Below are 25,883 nucleotides of genomic sequence, written 5' to 3'. Positions count from 1 at the left end.
TCAGTATGCCCATCATCGCATCGATTGTCTCCCAGCACGCCGAAGAAGCGGCCTTTCTCTGGCTGTTGCGGGATGCCGCCGTCTCCGCGCCCCATTATTCCCTGGCCGATCTGGCGGAGCTCGACAGCCGCGTCGAGGCCCACATCGAGGGTCTGCGGGTTGCCGGAGACGCGGGCTGGTCCTGTTGTGTCGAGGGGCTGCAACAGGAAGAAAGCGGTGAGGTATTCGCCGCGGCGGTGATCGCCCTGGAAGGGGAGGACCCGTGGCGTATCGAGCAGGTCTGTGCCGCCGTGGAGGCCACTCCAGAGACCGCGCGCGGTTTCATTTCCGCCCTCGGCTGGACCGCACCGGACAAGCTGGGCGGTAAGGTCGCGGGGCTGTTGGAATCGGATTCTCCGTTGTGGCGACGCATCGGTATCGCCGCCTGCGCGGTCCATCGGGTCGATTGCGGGAAACACCTGTCCCAGGCGCTCGATGACCCGGACCCGACACTGCGGGCACGTGCCCTGCGCGCCGCGGGGGAGACGGCCAGACGGGATCTGCTGCCCGACCTGCGCGGGCAGATGCGTTCGGAGGACCCGACCTGCGGATTTTGGGCTGCCTGGTCGGCGATGCTGCTCGGCGACCGTGGAGAGAGAGTGTCGGCGTTGCAATCCATCGCCGTGTCGGACCCGCCGCTCGGCCCACGCGCGATCCAGGTGGTACTGCGCGTCCTTCCCCCGGCCGATGCCGGCGATTGGCTGAAGGTATTGGCGCAATACCCCGAGTGCCGGAGAGAACTCGTCGTCGGCTGTGGGGTCAGCGGCAATCCCGCCTATATCCCCTGGCTCATTACTCGGATGGAGAAGACACCGGATCTGGCGCGTGTTGCCGGCGAGTCTTTAAGTCTGATCACGGGGGTGGACATCGCCGACGAGGATTTGGAACAGGATGTGCCTGACGACTTCGAGGCCGGTCCGACCGAGCACCCGGAGGACGAGGATGTAGCCCTGGACCCGGATGAGGACCTGCCGTGGCCGAATCCGGGGCCGATCAAGGCCTGGTGGGACGCGAACAGCGCGCGCTTCCATGCCGGGACGCGCTATCTTTCGGGCGAACCCATTAGCGAGGCCCATTGTCGCCGTGTACTGGAGACCGGGAACCAACGGCAACGCAAGGCCGCGGCGCTGGAGCTTGCCCTGTTACGACCCGATGCCCCCCTCTTCGAGATCCGTGCCCCCGGTTTCCGCCAGCAACAGGGGCCGGTACAGGAAGCGATGAAGCACCCTGGAGCGCCAGAGGCGTGATCGGCGCCCGCGCAGAGACGTGACCGCACAGCCCCTCGCCGTCGTCGGAACCGGCCTGGGTCACCGGCGTGGGCTCGAGCACACCGACCGCCTGTGCCGCCATTCGCTGCGCCATTGATGGCTTTTAGGCGACGGCTTCCAGGCGACGCGCTTCACGGACGCCGGCGGTGAATGGATCATCGGCTGCGAGATACCGCTGAGCAGCCGTGGCAGGGGTCCGGCCAAGCTCGCCAATGCCGGAAGCAACCGGTTATATGACCGGCCACTGGCGGACGTGTTACCTTACTCGCCCATGTTCGGCAAGATCCTCCTAACCGCCGCGGTGATCCTGGGTGCCTACTATGTCATCCGCGCCCGGATGCAGTACGACCGCAAACCGACCACCGCTCCGCCTCTGCGTCCGCTCACCCAGGTGGTATCGCCGGGAATCCTGAAGGTCATTGCCTACGGGCTGGTGGCCGTCATGGTAGCGGGTAGTCTGCTCTGGCTGTACCTGGACTATCAATCGGGACGGGAGGTCGTGACGGTACGGGTTATCAACGCGAATACCGGCAATGTGACAACCTACCAGGCGCGGCGGGCCCATGTGCAGGACCGTCGCTTCACCACCCTGGACGGCCGTCCCGTGACCCTGGCCGACGTGGATCGCATGGAGCTGAGCGCGGGGCGCTAGGGCCTGTTGACATTTAACTTTAGAAGCTGTTTGGTTAAAACGGATCCTAGCGTCGGGCTGCGTCACGCCGCGTTTGACGCCGTGCCTGTCCAGGCGCGGTCCTGGATTATTTGGCGTTGGCTGTGGGATCCGGCGTGTTGGGTTACGGCGCGTTCGGCTCCGTCGCCGTGCTTCGGGATCGAACCGCGCGCCTAACCCAACCTACACCCGATGCAAGGTCCGCGCGGACAGGCCGCGCGGGGAGTCATGTGGGTGTAGGTTGCGTTAAGACGCCGGCATGACCCAAGCAGACGATCAGCGAGCCTTTGGGCGTCGAACGCAACACGTCAAACCCTGTCCCGACGCAGGAGGGATCTTTTCCCTCCGGATAACGCCGAATCATTCAGGATCGCACCCGCAACACGTCCAGTCCTTCGGACAGCGCCAAATCATTCAGGATTGCTTTTAACCAGACAGCTTCTTAAATCGGTAGGCTGGGTCAAGGAACGAGACCTAAGCAAACCAGGCTGGCCTGCAAATGCTGGGTTTCGTTCCTCAACCCAGCCTACTCCGGACTCTGGCCTACGGCTCTTTTTCAGACAGCCTCTTAATGGCATCGCGCACGCATTTTGATTCGCGGGATTCGTGGTTTTCAGCGGTTCCCTGCTGAATGTTTTAGCCATTTCCGAATGGGGGCAAATGCCATTAACCTCAAGGATTATGAGGCCGGTTCGTTCGGCTCCTACCTCGTTATTCCGTTAGGGGTTGTCGGAATCCAGCGCCGGGGATGGCAAAAACAATGGGGGTTGAACAATGGTAGCCCGTAGATGCGGTTCACTGCCTGCTCCCTGTCTACCGTGCCTATCCCATCCCTGGGGAACAGGTAGCCGGCATAGGTAGGCATTTCCGGGGTGGGAGGCAGGCGCTCACCGCATCCTACGCGCCTTTGCGATTCAAAGGTTCAAACTGCGGGCCGATTGCCGGAACCGCTTAAAGGGGTCCGAAGTTGAAGGCCAGGGACAAGCGCAGGGCGTCGCTGCGGTTGGTTTCCACCCGATGGCTCAGGCTCGGAGGAAAGAAGAGGAATAGCCCGGCCTCGGGTGTTACGTGGATCGAGAGGCGCCCGTCCCGGAGGATGAGGTCTCCCGAGTGCTCGGGGGCGCTGAGGTAGTAGACCCCTGACAGCAGCTCATCGAGCTCTTCATGGGTGTGCTCGGAGGTGGATTGACCGGGTCCTTGGGCGTTGAACCAGAATCCATAGCGTAAGGGTTGGTCGTCCCAATCCAGGATCTTTCGCGCCCAACGTTCTGCCTGCTCGAGGATGATCCGCAGCTCAGGGATGCGGTCGCGATCCAGATACAGGTTCTCGAAGCGGCCACCGAAGAAATGGGTACGGCGGGAGAAGTCAGCCTCAGTCAGATCGGTAAAGGCAGCCAGGATCCGCCGGTTGATCCGCTCGGCATCGGCCAGGGAGCCGCCGTGAACCATGGCGGCGGTCCAGAGCCCAGGCCCCTTCTTGGCGGTGGTCATCTTCAACGCGACTATGGCAAAGCCTTTGACGGCGTAGGCACAAACTACGAATCATGCGAATCAATTTATGGGGATACCCAAGGGTTCGTCCATGTTTTCCCGCTGCCGCGCCGCCCCAGTCCTCCAGGAATCTCAGACCGCCTCTTTATTTCATTTCATCTCGGAGAGCAGTTTGTCGGTGCTGACGATTCTTGCTCCGTATATCGTCTTGAGGTAGTCGAGCGCCGCTTGGTTTCTCTCTTGATGGGGTTGTTCGGACAGCGGCGCAAATACGCAGGTCGCGTCTGAAACCACCACGACTTTAAGGCCCCGCACATAGGCGTCGTATGATGTGTGCCTGACACAGCAATCGGTGTGTTGCCCCACAATGACTAATCGATCAATCCCGTAAACCTTGCAAATTGAGTCGAGATCGGTCTCCGTAAACGTCGAATAGTATCGCTTGTTGACGATTTCATCGCCCTCCTGCGGTGCGATCGCATCGATCACTGCTGCACCGTGGGTACCGGCAACCGCATGCTCGCCAAAAACTTCGAATTCGAGATCGCCGGGCTTGTGTGCATCGTTGCCATATATGACCACCCAATCGTCATTTGCACGCGCGGCGTCGATGAGTCTCTTCAGCGGCTCTACGATTTCGTCCGCTGCCGGATTTGCAAGCACGCCATCCTGGAAATCGTTCAGCATGTCAATGATCACTAGTCCCGTTTTCATAGTTTCTCTCCATCTGCGAACCATATCATTGAATGCGATCAACACCAGCACGCCAAAACGCTAACATAAATTTTTGCCGCAAATGAACGCGAATAAACGCAAATCGGTCGAAGTTGGTTCGCCATCATCAATGGTTCTTGATCCATTTGCGTGCATTTGCGTTTATTTGCGGCTAAATCTTCCGTTAATGGCTTGAGCCGAATACTGCTGGTTCAATGTTACCGGTAACCGGAGAGCTTCTGTACTTAGGAATCCGGTGCCTGGGCAGATATCTCCATGCCGATGGCTCCCGAATCGGGCCAGGGTTGGACAGGCACCACTGAGATGCTGTTCTTGGGCGAGCCCTCGATGACGCGGTCGCTGTAGGTGAGGTAGATAAGCACATTGCGTCGCGAGTCGAAGAAGCGCACCACCTGCATGGATTTGAAGATGAGGGAGGTCCGTTTCTTGAATACTTCCTCGCCGTCGGCCTTGCCGGTGCGGACCTCGTCGGTCAGCCTTATGGGGCCGATCTGGCGGCAGGCGATGGAGGCGTCGGAGGTGTCCTCCGCGACCCCGATGGCACCCTTGATACCGCCGGTCTTGGCCCGGCTCAGATAGCAGGCGACGCCGGGGACGCCTTGGTCCTCGAAGACCTCCACCGCGATCTTGTCATTGGGTCCAAGCCATTTGAACTTGGTGCTGACGGTTCCGATCTCCTCCGCTGTCGCGGTGGCGAAAAGGCCGCACAGGACTATGACGAACAGGGTGTTACGCATGGCTATTTGCTCCGATTGGGATTGGATTTTGGATCAACCTGGAAACAGGCGCTCACACTCCTGGTGACTCCGGGTCAAGCAGTCCTCGATAGACACACCGAAAAACCAGTTGCCGGTCACGGCCAAACGGCCGTTGTCCAGTAGGGCATCCACCTTCCGCACCAGATCCGGGTGGCCGGCACGCAGTGCCGGCAGCCGGTTCGAGACCCGGCACAGCCCGGCAATCCGTTCCGGGGCGACCCCGAGCACCCGGCAGATGCAATCCATCTGGGCGTCCGCATCCAGCACCCGGGGCCGAAAGTGGAAAGCGAAGCCACGGTAACGCTGGTCGGGCAGATAGTCACGGGAGACCATGGAGTAGAAGGCATCGTCGACAGCGATCAGGCCCGCCAAGGCCGGCAGGTGCTTAAGCGCTGCGGCGGGTACGGATACCACCAGCGTCTCGATCGCCGCGATACCGATACCCCCGACCAGGCCCCGCAGCTCCTCCAGCTCCTCCGGTAGCAAGACCGCGGCGGCATCCGGCGGTACCGCCAAGCTCAAGTAGCGGCTCTTGAACAGGTCCCCCGCCGCCGTCAGGACCTGGTAGCCGTCGCCTTCGCGCACTACCCTGGATGCCCGCTGCCCGGTGCGGACCTCCAGTGCCTCCTGGCAGGCGATGGCCTGCGGAATGTCTGACAGCCCGCCGGGGAAGGTGAAGCTGCGCATGATCTCCTTCCGTCTGGGCTTACGGCGGAACAGCAGGTCGGCGGGAAAGTCATCCACCTCTTGGCAGACGACGGCCCGGAAGGCAGGCCCGAACAGATCCCGATAGTTGTGGCGGCCGAGCCCTGCGCCGAAAAACTCGGCAACACCCTTGCCTGCCTTGGTACCTGTGAACAGCCGGGGAAGCGAGCGGATCAGGTCCCAGGGGTGCAGCGAGGAGACGATGGACCTACGCTCATTGTCGTGCCAGAGCTGGTAGCTCAGCTTCCTTTTGGCCGTCAGGCGCTCTAAGAGTTCCAGATCCCTCAGGGTGTCGAGCAAATGGCCATAACTGTTGAAGCAGGTGTGACTGCCGGCCTCAATCCAAAAGTCACCACAGCCGGGGAAGGTCCGGCTGTTCATACAGCCGCCCACCCGGTCCTCCCCTTCCAGAACCAGGGTCGAGACCCCGCGCCTCACCGCTCGGTGGGCCATGCCAAGCCCACTGATACCGGCACCGATGACGATATGTTCGAAATCCTGATGCATGACTTGGGATGCCCCCCGCTCAGTCCTTGTGCGCCTCGCCGCGGACGGAGACGGGTATTGTGCTCAGTGTTCCTATTAATTAAGGTGGGTATCGAGACGCGCGTCTGCCCTGGTGTGCTGGAAATCTCGAAAAGGTTGATTATTGTGCGGCCCGTTTCCTTCCAAGTCTACCTGAGGGTTGTCGCAATCGGCTCGACGAACCGGTCTCCATGATTTCGCATCATGGCCTTGGGGTCGGTAGTAAGCTTATAGGCTCGGAAGGCCTGTTGCTCACTCATCGTTCGATAGACACCCCTGGAATGATCCCCATCACCCCAAGCATTTGTCTCGACGATTCGGAGCTTGAGGAACGCTTCATCCGTTCCCCTGGTCCCGGTGGTCAGAAGGTCAACAAGGTCGCAACCGCGGTCCAGTTGCGGTTCGACGTCGGGTGTTCTCCGTCCGTGCCGGTACCCGTCAAGCGGCGACTGATTCGCCTCGCCGGCCGACGGGTGAGCAACGCGGGTATTCTCACGCTCGAGGCCCACCGTTTTCGCAACCGTGAACGCAACCGGGAGGACGCCTTGGAGCGTCTGATCGAGCTGATACGCAAGGCCAGTCACCAATCAAAACCGCGTAAGAGAACCAAACCGACGCGGATGTCGAATGAACGTAGGCTGGAGCTCAAACGCCGACGTGCCCAAACCAAACACCGGCGGGGAGCCCCACGATGGGACGATTGATATACCTGTCACCCATGGATTTCCGGCTACGGATGAAAAGAAAACGACGAATCACTCGAATCCTGTTCAGGAAGCTTTATACCCGCTTGCCTTGGTCTGCAGCAGGTCTCATCTGATCGGGCCGGACCCGCGGTGCAAAATACAGGTCCGCGTCGTCGAGATCGACAGGCCGGCCCTGTGCATCCTCCAGGGGCTGCTCATAGTCCTTCCAGCCCCGCAGCCCGGTCCGGAGCGAGACCACGTCCTTGTATCCCAGCAGCTGCATGGAATGGGCAGCGAGAACGCTCCGGTACCCGGAGCGGCAAACCACTACGATTTCAAGCTCCCGCGCCTGTACCAACTCCGGTACCGTCTCCTCGTACTCCCACTCGCAGGCGGATTCCAGTATGCCGCGGGGGACATTGAGGGAACCGGAGATATGCATGGCGTCGAACTCATAGGGCTCGCGCACATCCAGGATCAGCAGATCCGGGTTTTCCTGCAGGCGCTCCTCCAGGTCCCAGGGCATAATCTCCCGGACATCGGTAAGGCACCCCTGGATCAGCTCGATGAAGTTTTTCATAGCGGTCGTCTATTTTACCTCCGTTGAACCGATTGAAACATGAAGCTAAGCGTCAGGCACGCCGCCGTCCACAGATGACAGCTCCCGCGGTCGAAATGACAGGGACCGGTTTACCATAAAATTTCGATGAAACGAGGTGCTAGGGTCCTGGTATGGGTAGCTCAGGTGATGAATCGACCGATCGCAATCCCGGTCCGATACGGCTGGTGGTAGCCATCTCGTCCCGAGCGCTGTTCGATCTCGGGGCATCCCACCGGGTGTTCGAGACCGAGGGCGTGGAGGCCTACTGCCGGTACCAGATCGAGCACGAGGAGGACGTGCTGGAGCCAGGGGTTGCCTTTCCTATGGCGAAGAAGCTCCTGGCGCTCAACGAGCGCCTCGGCGAGCGCGGTCAGGTGGAGCTGATCCTGCTTTCCCGCAACAGCTCGGATACCGGCCTGCGGGTCTTCAACTCCATCCGCCATTACGGGCTTGACATCACCCGCGCCGCCTTCACCGGGGGGTGTAGCCCCTACAGCTATGTCTCCGCCTTCGGGACCCATCTGTTTCTCTCCGCCGACCCGAACGACGTGCGCATGGCCCTGGATGCCGGTTGTGCTGCAGCCACCATCCTGCCGCTCGGACGCTTCTCGGGGGATGCGGAAGCGCAGCAGCTACGCATTGCCTTCGACGGGGATGCGGTGCTCTTTTCGGACGAGGCGGAGCAGGTCTACCGTCGGCACGGGTTGGAGGTCTTCAACGCCAGCGAGCGCGCCGCCGCCCACAAGCCGCTCCGGGAGGGGCCCTTCAAGGATTTTCTGGCTGCCCTGCATGAGATCCAGAGTCTGTTCCCGGCGGACGATTCCCCCCTGCGCACGGCACTGATTACCGCTCGCGGGGCGCCCTCCCACGAGCGGATCATCCGGACGCTGCGGGCCTGGGGGATCCGGATCGATGAGTCTCTGTTTCTCGGCGGCCTCGACAAGGGGCTCTTTCTCAAGGCGTTCAACGCCGATTTCTTCTTCGACGATCAACGCGCCCATTGCGATGCCGCCGGCGCCCTGGTGGCGACGGGCCATGTGCCCCACGGCGTCGCCAATGAGTCTCAAGGCGGTGGTGACGACACACCTGCTTGCATAGATGAAAAACAAAATAATCTGTGAAAACCTGCGTAACTTTCGATTTTTGGTAGTGCTTAATATGTAGTGATCGTGTAATTATCCCAGCGCAGCAGGAAAAGGCTCAGCGGGAAGTTCATCACCACCTGTTAGGCACTACCCGATTTTTTTAGTAACCAACTTGGTGCCCGGGGCGGGACTCGAACCCGCATGACCGAAGTCGAGGGATTTTAAGTCCCTTGCGTCTACCAATTTCGCCACCCGGGCGAGTGTGTCAGCGCCGAAAGCTCTGGGCGACTAGCCAGGCCACATCCCGCAACGGAAGCCATCGATAACGATGGCCCCTACTTTGGTCACATTGCAGGGTAACTTATTGATTTATAAGGATCTGCAAAAATAACGAAACTCGGAAAAATCAATAAGTTAGGCTGAAATGTGAAAAGCAGAGCGACTCTGGCACCGCCGTGGGACGGTCATGGGGAAGGGTGTGGAGGCTGAGGTCGGAATCGAACCGGCGTCCACGGCTTTGCAGGCCGCTGCATAACCACTCTGCCACTCAGCCTAAGGTAGAAAAGTATATCGGTGCTCAATCGCTTTGTCATCTTCGGCTAACCCGTGCCGGCCTAGACAGGAGTCAACGGGACCTACTCAGGATCCGTCCACACCGCCCCCCGCCCACCGTCCAGCCACAGGCGCCGGTACAGATAAAGCTGTCCGGCCGGATCACGCATGATGAGGCGACCTTGGTGCTCGGTGAACTCGAATGGCCGGGCATGCCCATCCAGGGGGTTGTACAGGGCCAGGCGATTGCCCCGGATCCGCATCAGGCCATCCACCCGCTGCAACTCCGGGGAGTAGATCCGAAACCGCTCCCCCTGGACGATCACCAGCTCCCCATCGCGGCCTTCCCAAACACCTTCCAACCGCGACGGCTTCCAGGCCGTCGGCCAATCACCGCTGTTTCCGCCCGGTAGGGGCATCTGCCGGGTAAAGCGCCGCATCAGCTCGCGCATCACCGCGGCGCGCGACCGGTCCGGAACAGGACCGCCCCAAGGCGCACCGAAGGTTGGGCCCCACCCCAGGGCACCGAACGGGCCCTGCAAAGACCAGGGGTCCGCGAAAATGCCGCCCAGATCCCGCTGCGCGGGGGCGGAATCGAACAGACCCATGGCCTCCATCATCTTAGCCATAGCGTCGGCCATGACCTCACGCGCACCCGGCCGCGCCGCTCCCGAGCCGGGCACTATCAGCAGCAGCAGAAGTAGGCACCACAGCCTGCGCACGGGGGACCCGGAAATCATAGTCCGTGCAAATCCGCCTTCATGGACATTTCTCTAGTGTAGTGCACCATTCTGTTTGGAACTTAAGCAGCGATTGCGCGCGTCGGGCGTCAAATCGATCGCGGCGCCATTCGCATTCTCTGCCTCTTGTCTGCATCGGCTCTCTACAACCGACCAGGGGCGGCTTTGTTAGTTCTACTATTTACAGCGCACTACACTAGCTCCTTAATCGAACCTCCTTAGGTTCAACTTTTGACCACTGCGGCGCGATAGCGGTTGGCATCATGCTGTTCCCACAAGATAATCCGGTTTCATTGTAGCCGACAACGACAACAAAATCCGGTTTTACTCCAAGACGACAAGGGTAGCTTCAGGTGGATAAAACACCCTCGAAGACGTTCCGGTTGGTTGATTCTCTTATACGATTGGATTTCCTACTCCTAGCTGCATCAGCCATCGCTGTGCCATCACGATGAACCATAATCTCTTTGCCCTGTTTCAAACACGCTTTCCGCACGATCTCGACCGGCATTTCCTGGAGACACCGGAGGGCCGAACGCTCAGCTATCGAGGGCTTGAACACCAGTCTGCCTGCCTGCAGCGGGTGCTGAAGGAACAGGGCGTCGCACCGGGGGATCGGGTGGTCGTGCAGATCGAGAAATCTCCCCTTGCGCTCGCACTCTATCTCGCCTGTCTGCGCTGCGGTGCGGTTTATGTCCCACTCAATACTGCCTATACCCCGCGCGAGCTGGCGTATTTTCTCGCCGACGCGGCGCCGCAGGTGTTGGTTGTCCGCCCCGAGGCGGTGGACGAGCTCGCGTCCGCCGTCGCCGCGGCTGGGGTAGCCCAGGTCCTCACGCTGGATGCCGACGGCAATGGTTCCTTAGCCACGCTGGCGGATACCGGTTCGCCCGATCACTCGGTCGCCGTATGCAATCGGCACCATCTCGCCGCGATTCTCTACACCTCCGGAACCACGGGGCGCTCGAAGGGCGCGATGTTGACCCATGACAATCTGGCATCCAATGCATTGGCCCTGCACCGGACATGGGGTTTCGTGCCTCAAGACGTGCTTATCCATGCCCTGCCGATTTTCCACGTACACGGTCTGTTCGTAGCCACTCACTGCGTGCTGTTGAACGGTTCAGGGATGTTTTTCCTACCGAGTTTCGACGCGGACACCATCATCGATATGTTTCCACGGGCCACCGTATTGATGGGCGTTCCGACCTTCTACACGAGGTTGCTGCAGCATCCGCAGCTGACCGCTGCCCGGTGTGCCCACATGCGGTTATTCATTGCCGGATCGGCGCCCCTGTTACCCGATACCTTCAAGGCATTCGAACAGCGCACGGGGCAACGGATCCTCGAACGCTACGGGATGACCGAGGCCGGCATGATTACCTCCAATCCGCTCGAGGGCGAGCGCGTCCCCGGTACCGTCGGTTTTCCTTTGCCCGGGGTGGAGGTACGGGTGTGTGACCGGGACGGCAACCGGGTAATCGATGCGGTGGGCATACTCGAGGTGCGCGGACCGAACCTATTCAAAGGATATTGGCGGATGCCCGACAAGATGGCTACTGAGTTTCGCGCTGATGGCTTTTTCATTACCGGTGATTTGGCCACGATCGATACTCACGGACGTGTCGCGATCATCGGGCGGGCCAAGGATCTCATTATCTCAGGGGGCTACAATGTCTACCCCAAAGAAGTGGAAAACGCGATCGATGGTATTGCCGGCGTCGATGAATCTGCGGTTATCGGCCTGCAACACGCGGATCTCGGTGAAGCCGTCGCCGCGGTCGTCACCCTGCAGCCGGGTGCCGACTTAGATGAAGCCGGACTCATCAGTCGGTTGCAAGGCAAGCTCGCCCGCTTCAAGCAACCAAAAAAAGTGATTTTTGTGGACACCTTGCCACGCAATGCCATGGGCAAGGTGCAAAAGAATGAGCTGCGTGCGCGTTTCGCGCACATCCGTTTCGAGACCTAGCCGCACCACCCCTTTTGATCCCCTCTCCCCAGCCCTCTCCCGGAGGGAAGGCATCGCAAAATCCCTCTCCCGCCGGGAGAGGGGATCAAATAAAGAAATGGGGCGTGGTTAATGAACCGCTCTACGCTAACCATTTAAAAATTTACCACTACTCACTCAGGGGCATCCTCACGCCCTGCCCTGCTCGCTCAAGGCTTTGCTCAAACGCCTTTGGACTGCTACATTCTATCTAGGTTTTGCCCCGGCTCCTGCCGGCCACAGGCGGTTGGATTGCCTATCCTTGGAGGGAAGCCCCCATGCGTTACAAACTTCTGGGCAGGTCGGGCCTGCGCGTTTCCGAGCTCTGTCTCGGCACCATGACCTTTGGTGAAGACTGGAGTTTTGGTGTGTCGAAGGAGGAGAGCAAACGGGTCTTCGATGCCTTTGTCGATGCTGGCGGCAATTTCGTCGACACGGCCAACCTTTACACCAACGGCACGAGCGAGCGGTTCCTCGGCGAGTTCATGGGGGAGCACAGGCAGACGTTCGTCCTGGCCACCAAATACGCCTTCAACGGTCGCCCGGACGACCCCAACGGCGGGGGCAATCACCGCAAGAGCATGCACCAGGCACTCGAGGCGAGTCTGAAACGACTCGGTACCGACTACATCGACCTCTACTGGGTACATGCGTGGGATTTCATGACCCCGGTCGACGAGGTCATGCGGGCACTCGACGATCTGGTGCGTGCAGGCAAGGTGCTGTACGTCGGTATCTCGAATGCACCGGCCTGGATCGTCTCACAGGCGAACACACTGGCCGACCTGCATGGCTGGAATCCCTTCGTCGGCCTCCAGATCGAGTACAGCCTGATCGAGCGCACACCAGAGCGGGAGCTGCTGCCGATGGCCAAGGCGCTCGATATCGCAGTGACCGCATGGTCGCCACTCGGTGGCGGCATGCTGACCGGCAAGTACAAGCGAAACACCGAGAAACCCAGGGATGCACGCTATGCCCAAGGGGCATGGAGCGAGGACCTCTTCGTTACCGACCGGAACTTCACTATTGTCGAAGCAGTGGAAAAAGTGGCGGACGAGATCGATCGCACACCCGCTCAGGTCGCCATCAACTGGATCCGCCAACAGAAAGGCAAGGGTGTCATCATTCCCATCATCGGGGCCCGGAAGCTCTCTCAGCTCCATGACAACCTGGCCGCACTCGATTTTGCGTTGAGCGACAAGCAGCTTGCCCGCCTCGATGCGGCCAGCGCCGTCCAACTTGGCTTTCCGTATGACTTCCTAAATCACGACGACGTTCGGTCGGCCCTCTACGGAAACAGACACGCCTCGATCGACAACCATCGGGGATAGTCATTGTTCAGCCCCTACCTACCGCGTCACTTCGGTAAGTGTTGCCGGAATCCCAAGTGCCATGGATAGGTCCTGGTTCCGTGAACTAAATGAACCGTTTATAGAATAATCCCTTTATAAAACAACAGGATAATGGAAAAATTCATTCATTTTTGGACTCACCCAGCAGGTGAAATAGCCAATCTTTGAAAATCCATTTAAAATCATAGAGTTAACCGAAATCCTGGATTTTATCTCACGGATTCACGTAGGTGCCATGGATGGCAAAACAGCGGAGGTTTGAACAATCATCAGGAATAGCCCCGGCGATCTCGAAATATCCCCTGCCCTGGGATCTTTCAACATAGCCAGCTTGGATTTTTCGGTAGTGGTTAAGGTTTAAATGGAAACATCGCCAATAGCAGTGTGTTGGGCACGCCACGAGCTGTACCCCCTCTCCCTCCGGAAGGGTGTCGCAAAAGCCCCTCTCCCGCCGGGAGAGGGGTTGGGGAGAGGGGATCAAAGGGCGAAGATCGGTGCCTTTTGCGACACCCTGTCCGGGAGAGGGCCGGGGAGAGGGGATCAAAAAAGAAACGGGGAGTGGTTAATGAACCGCTCTACGCTAATAACTTAAAAATCTACCACCACCGATTTTTCAAGGTGGCCAAGGGGAAACACCGTGAAAGAGTATCACAAAATCCAGACAGTCTATAAAAGAGACCCTGCAACCAAACACAAAACCCTGATTGAAGGCGATTTTTCATTGCCCGAATTCGAGTTTCTCCAGCACAACAAATGGATCTTCACAGAAAAAGTGGATGGGACAAACGTGCGGGTAATATTCGATGGAGAAACCATTACATTCGGCGGTAAAACAGATCGAGCGCAAATTCCTGCGGTTCTCATGAATCGCTTGAATGAAAAATTCTTACCGCAAACAGATAATTTCAAAGAAATCTTCAATGGTAATAGCGTTTGCCTGTATGGTGAAGGCTATGGGGCAAAAGTCCAACCAGGTGGTGGTAAGTATCGTCAAGACCCGGATTTTGTCCTGTTTGATGTCAAAATAGACGAATGGTGGCTGCAACGGCGCGATGTCGAGGACATTGCGGAAAAATTAGGGACTGATACGGTTCCCATAATCGGAAAGGGAACCCTACATGAAATGGTCGAGATGGCAAAAGCCGGATTCAAATCTCAGTGGGGTGATTTTATGGCTGAAGGAGTTGTCGCCAGACCTGCAATCGAGATTAAAAGCAGGAATGGGGAAAGGATCATGACAAAAATAAAATACAAGGATTTCAATTAGGCGCACGCAGAATAACAAATCATTTTATGGATTCCGGGCTGCCTTGGAGTGCACCGGCAAAGCGGCGCGACCGAATCGAACCTCAACGACGGGGGATACCAGCGGCGCTTGCCAAGAACCTGGGCACCGGACTCCACACACGCCGCGGCGACGGGTGTCCTTACTCTAGTTTACAGGTACCAGTGGGCGAAAGCCCGTGGAGGTTCAAGTCCTCTCCTCGGCACCAAATCGACTCCCTTCTCAGAATGGCTGTTCTGTAACGAATCATGAGTTGAATAAAAAATCCATGTAAACAAAGGGAGAAAACTATGACTATGCCATCCTATGATTTTGTGATGACCGGCCTGCAGCTTTTATCAACACTGTTTGTGTTTGCTGTCGGATTGGGGGTCTTGGTCGTCGTTGTTCTGTTTATCATCGACAGCATCCAGACCAAGGATGCTGTTCGTAAAAACTACCCGGTTCTTGGCCGTTTCCGTTACCTGTTCTCCATGCTGGGGGAGTTTTTCCGCCAGTATTTCTTTGCCATGGACAGGGAGGAAATGCCCTTTAACCGTGCGGAGCGCGAATGGGTGCACAGGGCCGCCCAAGATAAGGACAACACGGTTGCCTTTGGCTCCACTAAAAATCTGAATTCTCCCGGCACGGCTATTTTTGTGAACTGCCCGTTTCCAACGCTGGATGAGGATGCGGTTGAAATGCAACCCATGCAAATTGGCCCATATTGCAAGATACCCTATAACGCCCCTTCGTTTTTCAACATTTCAGGGATGAGTTACGGGGCCCTGTCCACTCCAGCCGTTCGGGCCTTGTCCAAAGGTGCGCATATGGCTGGATGCTGGATGAATACCGGCGAAGGCGGGCTGTCGCCTTACCATCTGGAAGGTGGGGCCGATATTGTCTTCCAGATCGGCACGGCTAAATATGGCGTGCGGGATGAAGCCGGAAATTTATCGGACGAAAAGCTGAAGGAAGTTGCGGCCCATGAACAGGTACGTATGTTCGAACTTAAAATGAGTCAGGGCGCCAAACCCGGCAAAGGCGGTATCCTGCCCGGCATAAAAGTTACGCCGCAAATTGCAAAAATCCGCGGTATTCCGGAAGGCCAGGATTCGACTTCTCCCAACCGTCATCCTGAGATTAACAATCCCGGTGAGATACTCGACGTTATTAATCACGTTCGCGAAGTCACTGGCAAACCGGTTGGCTTTAAAACCGTGATTGGTAGCTTTGGCTGGATCGAGGAGATGTGTAAGGAAATTCATGCGCGCGGCATTGAAGCTGCACCAGACTTCATAACGATTGATAGTGGTGACGGTGGAACGGGGGCCGCACCGATGCCGCTGATGGATAATGTCGGGCTGGTTGTGAAAGAATCACTGCCGCTGGTATCCGATATCTTACATAAATACGGTTTGCGGGACCGAATCAGGCTTGTTTCTTCGGGAAAACTCATTACGCCCTCGGAAGTCGCATGGGCTATTGCGACAGGCGCGGATTTTGTGACATCGGCGCGCGGTTTTATGTTCTCTCTGGGTTGTATCCAGGCACTGAAATGCAACAAAAACACCTGCCCAACGGGTATTACGACACATAACAAAAGGCTTCAAAAGGGCCTGAACCCTGAAGACAAGGCTATAAAAGTCGCAGCTTATTGCAAGAACATAGTGCATGAAGTGCAGATCATTTCTCATTCCTGCGGCGTAACAAGACCGAGGCTGATGGGCCGTAAACATGTGCGTATTGTGCAGGATAACGGCAAATCCGTTCCCATGGACGAACTGTATCCGCGACCGGACATTTTTCCCGAATATTCAAGACATCGCGGCCTCTTTGGCAGCGGATCAAAGAAACCAACATGCCGCTGGTGCTGATGGGGCCGGTACAAACCAATGCTTGAGTTAAGCGTTACCGGTCAGCGAAAAAGAGGACCGTAGTGTCGGTCTACGCGATTGAGCCTGGCCCTTTTTCCTATTAGGCCCGATGCTGTCAGATTGCGGGATATCTACTGCCATGAAAGACAGACAAGACAACGATACGATGTGTTTCCACTCGAAAGTAGACGCTGAATGGGAATCGATAGGTGGAGTGGAGTCCAGACTCTCCACAAGAAAATCAGCAAGTTCAGCCCGCTGCGCTGGAGCAAGCTGCAGCGCCTCCTGAGCGATCCGTTCCAGTGTCGCGTTCATGACTACTACTCGATATCTTCGAGTTTAGTGACCTTGCCCTGTCGGGCGTCCTGTTGGGAGCATTGAACGATCTTTCGGAATCGCGGATCGTTCAACAGACGATACTCAAGGTACTCGTCCTCAGTGGCAAAGCCCCTTATTACACCGACGGGTTTGCCGTGGTTTGTGATAATGATCTCTTCCTTTGCTGCTTTCCTCACGTACGAAGACAGATGGTCTTTCAGTTCGCTAAGTGCGGTAGTGATCATCGCGATTTCGCCCCATACTGATCGAGCCAGCTTTCTATGTTCTCTTTCGGAACAATCGCCAACACGACAACGGTCTCTGCTTCCACGTCGTAGAACACCTTATCTTATTCCAAATCAACGAGCAATTTTTAAGCCAGTTAAAGCAGGATATTTAAAAACTATATTTTGTATGAATTCACTAGCCTTTAATATTTCAATTCCCATCACCTCTCCTCTTTCATTCAACTCTGCTGTGATATTAGGGGCTAATTCTCGGCATTCTGCTTCGCGCCCTTCCTCAATAAGGACATGTAGCACATCCTCATCAGAAAAGTAATTCATTTTATATTTTGACATAAAATCTCTCTTCTGCAAGGTAGTAGTTTATTTGTTTTCTGGAAGTTCGGTAAATTGTTACAGGATTTATTGATCCATCCCGTTCAATATCATAGGCTACAATAATCAATTCATCATCATGATAATCAATTCATCATCATGCTTGCCGATTTTAATGTCACGCCCTATATGAGTGTCAAGATACACCTCCGGAGAGCTTCTTAAAATTGATTCAACTTTTTCTAAATTATACTCTCTTGTTTTTAATCGATATAGAAAATAGTTGCTTGTGAAATTGATTTTCATAAAAACAAAGTGGGTGTCCTTTTATTAGGTAGGTGGTTACTTTGGTGGGCTCGTGGCGCAGATGCATTTCGAGCCCATCACGGACTACTTGAGCGCCATCGAGCGGAGAGGCCCCGGTAGCGGTAGTGTCCCTTCGCCGTGTCCGTCAGGACAATTTCGTAACGCATTTATTCAGGATAGCAGGTATCTGGCCAGAATCAAGGCCAGATCACAGACCAGAGGGGAACCACTGATGTCTTCTGGGGAACGACCAGCCATCCGCGGGAATGAAACAAGATAGGGGATCTTTTTTTCTACCGGCTTGGTGTAGGGGTTGCCCTAGTCCAGAGATAGGCGACGACGATCAAACAAAGTGGGGATCAAACAAAGTGGGTGTCCTTTTGTTTCTCTGGTGTCCTTTTGTTTCTCTCCCAACTTTTCAGCCTCTTGGTTGGCGGTCACAATAAGCTTCGTGTTCCTCCACGCCGCCTTAAATTATTGGCTATTAGCTTAATTTCGCACTCGCAAGGCGATTTAAACTTATACCATTTTCTGCTGCTTGAATTGCCAATTTTCTATAGACTTCTGGTGGTACTCTTATCATGAATTTAGCACTAACATGTTCGTTTGCTACTGGTTCTGGTATTTCTTCCCCATTAGCGATCATATCCGCGATTACTTCTGCGACTACTTTCCTTATTCCTTTCAATCCCGCCTCAGGGGTCGACGCTAACCAACTCAAACTAGGGAATTCCGCGCATAACCCAACATATTCTTGGTCTTCTTCGGACCAAGTTACATGGTATGTATAATGATCATCTTTAAGTGGCATTATTCACCTCTATTTTCTCTAAAGCCATTAAAACCTGTTTAACTTGATATAGTTTCGCTTTGCCTTTTTTATTCTGAATATTTACTCTAGGATCACCTTGCCAAGGAGTTTTGTATACTTTATGACTTGTACCACTCTGTCTAGGTTTACCAAAATAGTGCTCACATACCTTACACAATTCATTGAACCGAATATTATTCGGTTCATTCCTCATTTTAAGAACGATATTTTCAATCCTTGACATTATTTGTCAGGTTCCATGTGATTATACAGCAAGAAGGAGCTATCACCTGCTCCAAACCAGAGAAGTTTATGCCTGCTCGCCGGGGAGTCGGAAAGCATCATGCTGCCAGTTTGGCTACAAACACCGCTCGCGCGGCCTGGATGCCACGCAGGTACTTAGCCTGACGCCGCGCGCAGAGATTCGCGAGCGAGGCCGGTGCACCGACCGCTGTTCCAAATTCCTTGAGAAAACGCTCGGCAAAGTCGATAAATCGCTCCCCGTCGATGCCTAGTCGCGCGAGGATCTTGGGTTCTCGTTCCTTGATGTAGCCACGTTTATCCGCGCGTAATGCCCGGCCCGTCCAATCGACCAGCTCCAGATAGTCGTCGAAGGCAAAGGGCACCGCCCAGGGGGTCTGTGCAGTGGCATCAAAGGGCATCAGCGGGGCTTGGGGCAAGACCTGCGTCTCGGCCTCCGGTTGTAACCGTTCCCCATCGAGTGTCGTGTCAGGATCTTTGGCAGTCGTGGTCTCCTGCGAGCCGGCTTCGGACCCGACCTCCTCCGGCAACCCGACGACGCGCTCCTGAATCGAGGTGTAGTCCGAGGTCTCCGGCGTCTCGGCCAGCCCCGCCCGGACCGGATTCAGATCCACATAGGCCATCGCCGCCAGCAGCGCCTTCTCATCGAGCAGTGCTTGGCTTTTGAAGCGGCCCTCCCAAAAACGCCCCTTCACCCCATCCTCCGCATTGGCCCGGCGGGCGATATGCTCGTTAAGGGTGCGCATGAACCAGGACAAATCGTGCAACCGCTCCCGATAGACCTCGGCAAGTTCTTCAACCTTGGCAATCTCCGCCTGGCTCATCTCCGCTCGTGACGCCGAGAGATAACGCGTCACCAACAGCGGCCCGGTGAAGAGTGCCGTCCAGCGCCTCAACACTTCTTCCATCGACCACTCCAAGACCCGCTCTCGGTCGATACGCACCACAATGTGATAGTGGTTGCTCATTACCGCATAGGCGGCCACATCAATGGCAAACAGGGTGGCAAGCTGCTGCATGCGCGCGACAATCCAGCCGCGGCGGTGGTCGAAATTCATCCCTGAGAGCTGGTCTTCCCCACACAGGAAAGCACGGCGCACGCAACGGCAGACGCAATGATACCAAGGGGTATCCTCAAGCGAGACGAGAGCTGAACGGGGAGCAGTCATGGTCGGTTCTCTGTGATTTCGGTGCCGAGAAGAAGTTTGGGGTGGGGAAAATGTCAAACAAAGTGGGTGTCCTTTTATTTCTCGGTTCTTGCCCCGCTCCGGGTGGAAGAGGATACCGAGCGGAAATAGGCATCCGGTTATTATTTGCATGAACTTACTTTTGAATGAGTGCCCCCTTTTTACAAGAGAGCCCTGTTTATGCCAAGCTATTCCATTCAGCAGGTGAGATAGTCTGATTTATAATCGCTTCTATCTCGCTTATCATCATCCGTAACTGTGGAATTGAATATTCAGAATTTGAAGGGATACTTAAACGATGAGCTTCAAAAATCATAAATTGATGCCGTGTTCCGGAATATGGCCCCTTAAACCCTAATTTCCGAAGTCGTTTAATAAAAAACCGACGTTTACACGGCCGCCATTGGTTCATGAGCTGGTTCTTTAATCACATCATACCCTTTATTCAAATCATATCCTTCGATAATTGGAATATGATGCCCTAACTTTAATCCAACTAGAATCCAGTCTTCAAGCGTGGATTGTAATTCCTCTTCACATTCTTTCAAAGTTTTACCAAAAGCAATAACACCCTTGCATAATGCTATGCGTCCAGAAAATGTACCATCTTCAAATTTATCATATTCAGCATAAGACAATGCGCTTTCAATATATCCTGTAAAAATATACTTCAGCATTTTTTTATCCTTCATGATTCTGAAATGGGGTGCCCCTATAAAAACCTTTACGCCTTTACGATTCAAACCCACATCAGGCCTTCGCGGCATGGGGATCCACATCCCCATCCGCCAAAGATTCCGGCAAAAACTGAAGCATCCGGATGCCGACGGCGGTAATCAACAAGGCCACGGCAACCCCACCGATACCAAGGAATAGCTCAGGCAGGCTGGGGGCATAAGCGGCAACAGCACCGCCCACACCGTCGTAGAAGCCGGATTCGAGGATGGTCTTGCCGGGGAAGAGCTGCATGGGGTAGGCCTGGCCGCCGATGATGATGACATACATGCTGGTCAGTCCCCCCAGCACCACCAGCCCGCAAGCCGAGGCGATCCAGGCCCGGCTTTTGCCCAGCTCCGGATGGAAGAGGATACCGATGGGAAACAGGCCGCCGGCAAGGACCCAGACGAACCAGAACAGGATGGTGTAGATGCCGCCGTCGAGCAGGTAGAAGGCGACCAGGTCGTAGTGCTTGGCGCCATAGAGCTTGGTCAGAAAGTAGACGAGTACCAGGAGCAGGACGGCGATGATATAGGTCCCGAGTAGGTTGCGGAGCCGGAACAGCACCGTCTCGCCGATGGGGCGGTCGTCCTGATCGAAGGCGAACAGGAGCACCAGCATGAAGATGGCCAGGCCGTAGGCGAAGGACATGGCGATGAAGAGGGGGGCCATGACCGCGGTGTCATAGGCCTGGCGCGCGACCAGGAAGCCGAAGATGGAGCCGGTACCTGTGGTGAGCGCCAGCCGCCAACCCAAGGCGATGAAACCCAGCGGCTTGGCGTAGGGCTTGCCCTTGGGTTCTGCCATGGCCCAGAGATAGGCGATGACGACGATCATGAAGCCGGTGTACAGAAAGATGTTCCAGGCAAAGATAGAGCGGAAGTTGTAGGTGGTCATGGCGACCACCAGGCGCTCGGGACGGCCCAGGTCGAGTACCAGCACCATGAGTCCACCCGCCAGCAAGGCCACCGCCAACAGGCCCGAGAGGCGCCCCATGGGTTTATACAGGGTCTTGCCGAAGACGCCGCCGATGGAGGCCACACTGAGCGCGCCGGAGGCGGCGACGATGAGGAACACGGCGAACACGTGGGGGGTGCCCCAGACGATCTGGTTGGTCATGCCGGTGACCCAGTGGCCTTCGTGTTCCATGTAGGCGAAGGCGAGTCCTCCGAGGCTGGCAACGACGGCGAGGATGGCGAGCAGTCCCCAGTAGCGTTGGGGTGCGAGCTTCCACTCCCGATAGACGATTCTTTTCATGACAGCAGTTCCGTCTCCACCGAGACCTTATCGACGCTGGAGCGTCGGGACTTGCTCCCACGCTGGAGCGTGGGAGCCAGCAGAAAAAATCATTTTTTGATCCGCAAATGAATGCGAATAAACGCAAATCGGTTGCAAAAGATTACATTATCTTTTTTGTCCGCAGATTACGCAGATTCTCACAGATTGTTTCGTTCTTAATCTGCGGGAATCTGCGTAATCTGCGGATGGATCGAAGCGACCGGACCATTTTTCCCATACTCAATCCGAACCTCGGCGGCCGCTCCGGTTAAGACAGACGGGCTAAACACCCGCATAGCGCACACCTGTGTTGAGGGCGAGGTCCTCGCGGATCTGGCGGCTCGGAAGGGTTGCGAGGGCTTTCCGCAGGGGTCCTTCGGGATCTTTCAGATCGCCGAACAGGATCGCCCTGCCCCCTTGGGTCGCGCAGGCATCGGCGCAGGCGGTGGAAGCCGTCCCCTTGTCCCGGCGGTGTACGCACAGGTTGCAGCTCTCGACGCAGCCTTTGCCGCGGGGCACCCGGGTGAGCCTGGTGTCCACGACCTCATGGATGAAGGAGCGTGCCTTGTAGGGACAGGCCATCATGCAGTAGCGGCAACCGATACAGGTATGCCGGTCCACCATGACGATGCCGTCGGCCCGCTTGAAGGAGGCGCCGGTGGGGCACACGTCCACACAGGGCGGGTGTTCGCAATGCTGGCACATCATGGGCAGTCTGCTCACATGACCGGTCAGATTGTCCTTGACCTTTACTATGCGAATCCATTTGGCGACCTGGCGATCCCATTTGCCGGTGTCTTCACCCTCCGGCTGCTCTTGGAGGTCGAGGCCGTTCTCCCGGTTGCAGGCAGTGACACAGGCATCGCAGCCTTCCGCGCACTTAGCACTGTCGATCAACATGCCCCACCGCACCTCATCGGTGACCGCTTCAGAGCCTGGTTTGGATTGGGGCTCGGCCACGGCCAGGCGGTGCAGTATGACGCCGGGCGCCAGGGTAACTGTGGTCACGGCGGCCGCGGCGCCGAGGAATCCGCGCCGCGAGGTATCGACCCCTGCTTGGTGTTTGTTCATGGTCACTCGCCTACCCCCTGCTTGACATCGCGCGTGACATCTCTCGTTTCAGGCCCCTCGGTTGACAGGCCGACCTTCTGCCCTCCCCCCAGCCAGGTCGGGTCTCCCGTCTCGGTACTCGGGTGTACCGGCACGCCTGAGTGGCAGTCGAAGCAATTCAGATGCACCGCCGCAAACTCATGGCAATCGCTGCAGAACTGCCCCTCCGCGTATACGGGCATCGGCCGGCGCCGTTGGTCATAGCTGACATGGCAATCGATACAGCCCGCCAGGCTATCGGTGGTGCTGCGGATACCCTGGTGCACGGTCGCGTCACGCTGATGTTCGATCAGCTCCATGTGATTGCGCCGCATGAAGCCGGTTTCCCGCACGCAGTTTTCGAGTCCGGCGGCCTTGGAACCGGGGGTGACATAATCGGCTTTCGCAAAATCGGTCGCCATGGCGGGGGTGAGGCCAGCCGTTGCGATGCCGATTGCGAGCAGGCAGTCTCTGATGAAGACCAAGGGGCGCAACTTTTTTGATCCCCTCTCCCCGGCCCCCTCGCTGCGCTCGGGGCAGGCCCTCTCCCGCCGGGAGAGGGGCTTCTTGTCGGCTTGCTCCCAGGCTCCGGCGTGGGAATGCCGTTGGGGCTGCTCCTGCGGCCAAGGTTTCATGACGCTGGAGCGTCGAGATCCCTCCTGTGTCGGGACAAGCTTGTTCCCACGCTGGAGCGTGGGAGCCAGAGAGGGATTTCCTGTTTTTAATCCCCTCACCCAAGATCCCTCGCTCCGTTCGGGACAAGCCCCTCTCCCGGGGGGAGAAGAGGGGTCTAGGGGCTTCTTGTACCCATGGGAACATCCGTGTCCATTCGTGTCCATCCGTGGTTCTCGGTTTCGGTCGATGAAGGCTCTGACCATGATTCCGCTCGCGTTATTCACCGAGGCCCATCTTGATATAGCCCGTGGGGCACACGTCGGAGCAGATGTGGCAGCCGATGCACTTGGCATAGTCGGTGGCCACGTAGCGTCCGGTGGTGTTTTCTCCTTTCTTGACCCGATAGACCGCATCCTGGGGGCAGAAGATGACGCAGTTGTCGCACTCGAAGCACATGCCGCAGCTCATGCACCGCTTGGCCTCGTCGATGGTGTCCTCTTCGGATAGCCCGATGAGCCGCTCGTGGAAGTGACCGAGCACCTCTTCGGCGGTGGGCACGTCTTCCTTGCGTTTGTTGCGGGTATGAAAGGCGAAATGCCCCAGGAAGAGCTCGTCGTGGGGGATGACTTCCGCCCCGGAGCGATCCTCGTAGTTGTGGATGGCCCAGTTGCCGTCAGAAGTACCCCGCATATCGCCGCGCTCCTTCACATCGAATTGTTCGGGGGCCAGGTGGGCCTCTTCCATCTTCTTGAGCAGGTCGAAGTGGTGCACATCGACCTTGGGGCGACGGGCATGGGGCTGCTGCATCACATATTCGTCAATGGACTGGGCGGCGACCCAGGCCTGGCCGATGGCGGTGGTCAGCAGATGCGGACGGATGATGTCGCCGGCCACGAAGTGGCCCGCCCGATCCGGGACCTGGTAGAACTTGTCGGCATTGATCAGACCGCGCCCGTTGTCGAATTCTTCCAGACCCGTGAGGTCGCCGCCCTGGCCGATGGCGGAGACGATGAGATCCGCCTCCAGGATGCGCTCGGTGCCTTCGGTGGGGATGGGCGTCATGCCGTCCATGGTGCAGTCACAGATCTTGAGTGCCGTGGCGCGACCAGCCGCGTCCTTGATGACTTCCAGGGGCATGACGCCGTCCAGGATGGTGACACCTTCGGTCAGGGCATCGTGGACCTCGTGCTCGGCGGCCATCATCTCGGTGCGCTTGAAAAGTGAAGTCAGGGTGACTTCGGCGCCCTGGGCGGCGGCGGTCAGTGCGGTGTCGTGGGCGACATAGCCGTCATGGATGACGGACTCGGGACGCTCGGGGGGTTTGGTGTGCTCGATATGCCCCAGCCGGCGGGCGACCGAGACGACATCGATGGAGGTATCGCCGCCGCCGATGCAGACGACCTTGTCGGCGGTCACCTTCATGCGGCCTTCGTTAAATGCCTTGAGGAAGGCAACGCCGGAGACGCAGTTGGGCACCCCCTCCCAGCCGGGCACCGGCAACCCGCGGCCGCTCTGGCACCCCAGGGCCCAGAGGACGGCATCATAGTCCTTATCCAGATCCGCCACCGAAATATCCGTTCCCACCCTGGCACCGAGTCGGGTCTCGACGCCCATATCGATGATGCGGTCGATCTCCGCATCCAACTCCTCGCGCGGCACCCGATAACCGGGGATGCCGTACCGGAACATGCCGCCGAGCTCGGGGTTGGCCTCGAAGATGGTGCAGGCATGGCCCATACGGCGCAGCTGGTAGGCAGCCGCCAGCCCGGCCGGACCGCCGCCGATGATAGCGATCTTCTTGCCGGTGTCGGGGCCCACCTCGAATGTATAGCCCTGCTCGATGGCATTGTCGCCGATGTACTGCTCGACGGAGTTGATGCCGACGAAATCCTCGAGCTCGTTGCGGTTGCAGCCGTCCTGACAAGGCGCGGGGCAGACCCGGCCCATCATGGAGGGAAAGGGATTGGCGTCGGTGGAGCGGCGGAAGGCGTATTCCTTCCAGTCCATCCCCTCCGGCGGCAGCTCCTGTTGGCGGACGATGGCCAGCCAGCCGCGGATATCCTCGCCGGACGGGCAACTACCCTGGCAGGGGGGCGTCTTGTGCACATAGGTCGGACACTTGTGGGAGGTGTCCTGGACGAAGATCTTTTCGGTCAGGTCATCCCAGGCGTGGTCGCCGTCCTGGAACCTGCGCCAGGATAGCTTGGTGCTCATTTCGTCGCTGGTAGTCGCCATCGATTGTTCTCCTAACCAGTAGAACTCATTGGAGTATTCTTTCTGAAACCAGGGGCTGTTGACATAATCGTAGTGCCAACCGCTAATAGGACAAGATTAACAAGATTTCCAGGATTAACAGGATTATATTTCCGAATTTTTGCCGCAAATGAACGCGAATCAACGCAAATC

At 57.1% G+C, this 25,883-nt stretch carries 24 protein-coding genes and 3 tRNA genes; 9 read left to right on the top strand and 18 right to left on the bottom strand.

Going from position 1 to position 25,883, the window contains the following annotated elements:
- The first annotated feature begins 5 nt into the window (after positions 1–5).
- Together E1958_RS13885 and E1958_RS13875 are read left to right on the top strand one after the other, a co-directional pair.
- Positions 6–1,286: a TIGR02270 family protein gene (locus E1958_RS13885; protein WP_133512386.1), complete on the top strand. Its 1,281-nt coding sequence runs from the start codon at positions 6–8 to the stop codon at positions 1,284–1,286.
- Between the two features lie 292 nt (positions 1,287–1,578).
- A complete protein-coding gene (locus tag E1958_RS13875; RefSeq protein WP_133512399.1) occupies positions 1,579–1,959 on the top strand; it encodes a hypothetical protein in 381 nt (126 codons plus the stop codon).
- 969 nt (positions 1,960–2,928) lie between these two features.
- On the opposite strand, the gene E1958_RS13870 is transcribed toward E1958_RS13875, so the two are convergent.
- From E1958_RS13870 to E1958_RS13855, 4 genes are all read right to left on the bottom strand, one after another.
- Positions 2,929–3,468, bottom strand: coding sequence for a putative 2OG-Fe(II) oxygenase (locus tag E1958_RS13870; protein WP_133512385.1), 540 nt, complete (start codon positions 3,466–3,468; stop codon positions 2,929–2,931).
- 150 nt (positions 3,469–3,618) lie between these two features.
- Positions 3,619–4,182, bottom strand: coding sequence for a cysteine hydrolase family protein (locus E1958_RS13865; RefSeq protein WP_089724472.1), 564 nt, complete (start codon positions 4,180–4,182; stop codon positions 3,619–3,621).
- Between the two features lie 245 nt (positions 4,183–4,427).
- On the bottom strand, positions 4,428–4,940 hold the full coding sequence (locus E1958_RS13860) for a CreA family protein (RefSeq protein ID WP_089724470.1): 513 nt from the start codon (positions 4,938–4,940) through the stop codon (positions 4,428–4,430).
- Positions 4,941–4,973: 33 nt separating this feature from the next.
- Positions 4,974–6,173: an FAD-dependent oxidoreductase gene (locus E1958_RS13855; protein ID WP_133512384.1), complete on the bottom strand. Its 1,200-nt coding sequence runs from the start codon at positions 6,171–6,173 to the stop codon at positions 4,974–4,976.
- Positions 6,174–6,439: 266 nt separating this feature from the next.
- Here E1958_RS13855 and arfB point away from each other — a divergent pair, with 266 nt between their 5' ends.
- Complete coding sequence (gene arfB / locus E1958_RS13850; protein ID WP_424945085.1) at positions 6,440–6,895, top strand: alternative ribosome rescue aminoacyl-tRNA hydrolase ArfB; 456 nt, start codon at positions 6,440–6,442, stop codon at positions 6,893–6,895.
- 76 nt (positions 6,896–6,971) lie between these two features.
- Here the strand turns inward: arfB and E1958_RS13845 are convergent, their stop codons facing one another.
- Positions 6,972–7,457 carry a rhodanese-like domain-containing protein gene (locus E1958_RS13845; protein WP_133512383.1) on the bottom strand — a complete coding sequence of 162 codons (486 nt, stop codon included), beginning with the start codon at positions 7,455–7,457 and terminating at the stop codon, positions 6,972–6,974.
- A gap of 152 nt (positions 7,458–7,609) precedes the next feature.
- On the opposite strand from E1958_RS13845, the gene E1958_RS13840 reads away from it, so the two are divergent.
- Complete coding sequence (locus E1958_RS13840; protein WP_133512382.1) at positions 7,610–8,599, top strand: 5'-nucleotidase; 990 nt, start codon at positions 7,610–7,612, stop codon at positions 8,597–8,599.
- Between the two features lie 137 nt (positions 8,600–8,736).
- On the opposite strand, the gene E1958_RS13835 is transcribed toward E1958_RS13840, so the two are convergent.
- The 3 genes from E1958_RS13835 to E1958_RS13825 form a co-directional block, all read right to left on the bottom strand.
- Positions 8,737–8,821 (bottom strand) — tRNA-Leu (locus E1958_RS13835).
- 221 nt (positions 8,822–9,042) lie between these two features.
- Positions 9,043–9,116: transfer RNA gene (locus tag E1958_RS13830), tRNA-Cys, on the bottom strand.
- An 82-nt stretch (positions 9,117–9,198) separates the two neighbouring features.
- A complete protein-coding gene (locus E1958_RS13825; protein ID WP_133512381.1) occupies positions 9,199–9,855 on the bottom strand; it encodes a hypothetical protein in 657 nt (218 codons plus the stop codon).
- A 451-nt stretch (positions 9,856–10,306) separates the two neighbouring features.
- Here E1958_RS13825 and E1958_RS13820 point away from each other — a divergent pair, with 451 nt between their 5' ends.
- The 5 genes from E1958_RS13820 to E1958_RS13805 all read left to right on the top strand — a co-directional run bounded on the left by E1958_RS13820 (position 10,307) and on the right by E1958_RS13805 (position 16,335).
- The gene (locus tag E1958_RS13820; protein ID WP_133512380.1) at positions 10,307–11,824 is read left to right on the top strand and encodes a malonate--CoA ligase; all 1,518 of its coding nucleotides are present in this window, start codon (positions 10,307–10,309) and stop codon (positions 11,822–11,824) included.
- Between the two features lie 296 nt (positions 11,825–12,120).
- A complete protein-coding gene (locus E1958_RS13815; RefSeq protein WP_133512379.1) occupies positions 12,121–13,173 on the top strand; it encodes an aldo/keto reductase in 1,053 nt (350 codons plus the stop codon).
- Positions 13,174–13,831: 658 nt separating this feature from the next.
- On the top strand, positions 13,832–14,461 hold the full coding sequence (locus E1958_RS13810; protein WP_133512378.1) for an RNA ligase family protein: 630 nt from the start codon (positions 13,832–13,834) through the stop codon (positions 14,459–14,461).
- Positions 14,462–14,586: 125 nt separating this feature from the next.
- Positions 14,587–14,687 (top strand) — tRNA-OTHER (locus E1958_RS20385).
- 82 nt (positions 14,688–14,769) lie between these two features.
- The gene (locus E1958_RS13805) at positions 14,770–16,335 is read left to right on the top strand and encodes an FMN-binding glutamate synthase family protein (RefSeq protein ID WP_243448294.1); all 1,566 of its coding nucleotides are present in this window, start codon (positions 14,770–14,772) and stop codon (positions 16,333–16,335) included.
- Between the two features lie 320 nt (positions 16,336–16,655).
- Here the strand turns inward: E1958_RS13805 and E1958_RS13800 are convergent, their stop codons facing one another.
- The 10 genes from E1958_RS13800 to E1958_RS13750 all read right to left on the bottom strand — a co-directional run bounded on the left by E1958_RS13800 (position 16,656) and on the right by E1958_RS13750 (position 25,712).
- A complete protein-coding gene (locus E1958_RS13800; protein WP_089724387.1) occupies positions 16,656–16,898 on the bottom strand; it encodes a type II toxin-antitoxin system Phd/YefM family antitoxin in 243 nt (80 codons plus the stop codon).
- 114 nt (positions 16,899–17,012) lie between these two features.
- Positions 17,013–17,234, bottom strand: a complete 222-nt coding sequence (locus E1958_RS13795; RefSeq protein WP_133512377.1) for a DUF2283 domain-containing protein — start codon at positions 17,232–17,234, stop codon at positions 17,013–17,015.
- A 769-nt stretch (positions 17,235–18,003) separates the two neighbouring features.
- Positions 18,004–18,330, bottom strand: a complete 327-nt coding sequence (locus E1958_RS13790; protein ID WP_089724383.1) for a type II toxin-antitoxin system HicB family antitoxin — start codon at positions 18,328–18,330, stop codon at positions 18,004–18,006.
- Positions 18,320–18,574 carry a toxin HicA gene (locus E1958_RS13785; RefSeq protein ID WP_133512376.1) on the bottom strand — a complete coding sequence of 85 codons (255 nt, stop codon included), beginning with the start codon at positions 18,572–18,574 and terminating at the stop codon, positions 18,320–18,322. Before E1958_RS13785 ends, E1958_RS13790 begins: the two co-directional genes overlap by 11 nt.
- A gap of 97 nt (positions 18,575–18,671) precedes the next feature.
- Positions 18,672–19,760 (bottom strand): transposase, encoded by a 1,089-nt coding sequence (locus E1958_RS13780; RefSeq protein ID WP_133512375.1) that lies wholly within the window; start codon positions 19,758–19,760, stop codon positions 18,672–18,674.
- A 407-nt stretch (positions 19,761–20,167) separates the two neighbouring features.
- Positions 20,168–20,455 carry a type II toxin-antitoxin system HicB family antitoxin gene (locus E1958_RS13770; RefSeq protein ID WP_208108601.1) on the bottom strand — a complete coding sequence of 96 codons (288 nt, stop codon included), beginning with the start codon at positions 20,453–20,455 and terminating at the stop codon, positions 20,168–20,170.
- A 73-nt stretch (positions 20,456–20,528) separates the two neighbouring features.
- Entirely contained in the window at positions 20,529–21,752 is a 1,224-nt protein-coding gene (gene nrfD, locus E1958_RS13765) for an NrfD/PsrC family molybdoenzyme membrane anchor subunit (protein WP_133512373.1), read from the bottom strand.
- Positions 21,753–22,055: 303 nt separating this feature from the next.
- Positions 22,056–22,844, bottom strand: a complete 789-nt coding sequence (gene dsrO / locus E1958_RS13760) for a sulfate reduction electron transfer complex DsrMKJOP subunit DsrO (protein ID WP_133512372.1) — start codon at positions 22,842–22,844, stop codon at positions 22,056–22,058.
- Between the two features lie 2 nt (positions 22,845–22,846).
- Positions 22,847–23,497: a hypothetical protein gene (locus tag E1958_RS13755; RefSeq protein WP_133512371.1), complete on the bottom strand. Its 651-nt coding sequence runs from the start codon at positions 23,495–23,497 to the stop codon at positions 22,847–22,849.
- A gap of 256 nt (positions 23,498–23,753) precedes the next feature.
- Entirely contained in the window at positions 23,754–25,712 is a 1,959-nt protein-coding gene (locus tag E1958_RS13750; protein ID WP_133512370.1) for an NAD(P)-binding protein, read from the bottom strand.
- Positions 25,713–25,883 lie beyond the last annotated feature (171 nt).

The sequence above is a fragment of the Candidatus Thiosymbion oneisti genome, assembly GCF_004359955.1.
GTDB lineage: Bacteria > Pseudomonadota > Gammaproteobacteria > Chromatiales > Chromatiaceae > Thiosymbion > Thiosymbion oneisti.
This window is presented reverse-complemented; position numbering and strand designations above follow the sequence as displayed.

Bases quoted from the DNA above. Each gene is read 5' to 3' on its own strand.
- E1958_RS13875 (WP_133512399.1), top strand. From the start codon at position 1,579: ATGTTCGGCAAGATCCTCCTAACCGCCGCGGTGATCCTGGGTGCCTAC.
- E1958_RS13780 (WP_133512375.1), bottom strand. From the start codon at position 19,760: ATGACTGCTCCCCGTTCAGCTCTCGTCTCGCTTGAGGATACCCCTTGG.
- dsrO (WP_133512372.1), bottom strand. From the start codon at position 22,844: ATGAACAAACACCAAGCAGGGGTCGATACCTCGCGGCGCGGATTCCTC.
- E1958_RS13820 (WP_133512380.1), top strand. From the start codon at position 10,307: ATGAACCATAATCTCTTTGCCCTGTTTCAAACACGCTTTCCGCACGAT.
- E1958_RS13785 (WP_133512376.1), bottom strand. From the start codon at position 18,574: ATGTCAAGGATTGAAAATATCGTTCTTAAAATGAGGAATGAACCGAAT.
- E1958_RS13845 (WP_133512383.1), bottom strand. From the start codon at position 7,457: ATGAAAAACTTCATCGAGCTGATCCAGGGGTGCCTTACCGATGTCCGG.
- E1958_RS13750 (WP_133512370.1), bottom strand. From the start codon at position 25,712: ATGGCGACTACCAGCGACGAAATGAGCACCAAGCTATCCTGGCGCAGG.
- E1958_RS13770 (WP_208108601.1), bottom strand. From the start codon at position 20,455: ATGCTGAAGTATATTTTTACAGGATATATTGAAAGCGCATTGTCTTAT.
- E1958_RS13855 (WP_133512384.1), bottom strand. From the start codon at position 6,173: ATGCATCAGGATTTCGAACATATCGTCATCGGTGCCGGTATCAGTGGG.
- E1958_RS13870 (WP_133512385.1), bottom strand. From the start codon at position 3,468: ATGACCACCGCCAAGAAGGGGCCTGGGCTCTGGACCGCCGCCATGGTT.
- E1958_RS13815 (WP_133512379.1), top strand. From the start codon at position 12,121: ATGCGTTACAAACTTCTGGGCAGGTCGGGCCTGCGCGTTTCCGAGCTC.
- E1958_RS13885 (WP_133512386.1), top strand. From the start codon at position 6: ATGCCCATCATCGCATCGATTGTCTCCCAGCACGCCGAAGAAGCGGCC.
- E1958_RS13860 (WP_089724470.1), bottom strand. From the start codon at position 4,940: ATGCGTAACACCCTGTTCGTCATAGTCCTGTGCGGCCTTTTCGCCACC.
- E1958_RS13795 (WP_133512377.1), bottom strand. From the start codon at position 17,234: ATGTCAAAATATAAAATGAATTACTTTTCTGATGAGGATGTGCTACAT.
- E1958_RS13805 (WP_243448294.1), top strand. From the start codon at position 14,770: ATGACTATGCCATCCTATGATTTTGTGATGACCGGCCTGCAGCTTTTA.
- E1958_RS13790 (WP_089724383.1), bottom strand. From the start codon at position 18,330: ATGCCACTTAAAGATGATCATTATACATACCATGTAACTTGGTCCGAA.
- nrfD (WP_133512373.1), bottom strand. From the start codon at position 21,752: ATGAAAAGAATCGTCTATCGGGAGTGGAAGCTCGCACCCCAACGCTAC.
- E1958_RS13825 (WP_133512381.1), bottom strand. From the start codon at position 9,855: ATGATTTCCGGGTCCCCCGTGCGCAGGCTGTGGTGCCTACTTCTGCTG.
- E1958_RS13865 (WP_089724472.1), bottom strand. From the start codon at position 4,182: ATGAAAACGGGACTAGTGATCATTGACATGCTGAACGATTTCCAGGAT.
- E1958_RS13840 (WP_133512382.1), top strand. From the start codon at position 7,610: ATGGGTAGCTCAGGTGATGAATCGACCGATCGCAATCCCGGTCCGATA.
- E1958_RS13755 (WP_133512371.1), bottom strand. From the start codon at position 23,497: ATGAAACCTTGGCCGCAGGAGCAGCCCCAACGGCATTCCCACGCCGGA.
- E1958_RS13800 (WP_089724387.1), bottom strand. From the start codon at position 16,898: ATGATCACTACCGCACTTAGCGAACTGAAAGACCATCTGTCTTCGTAC.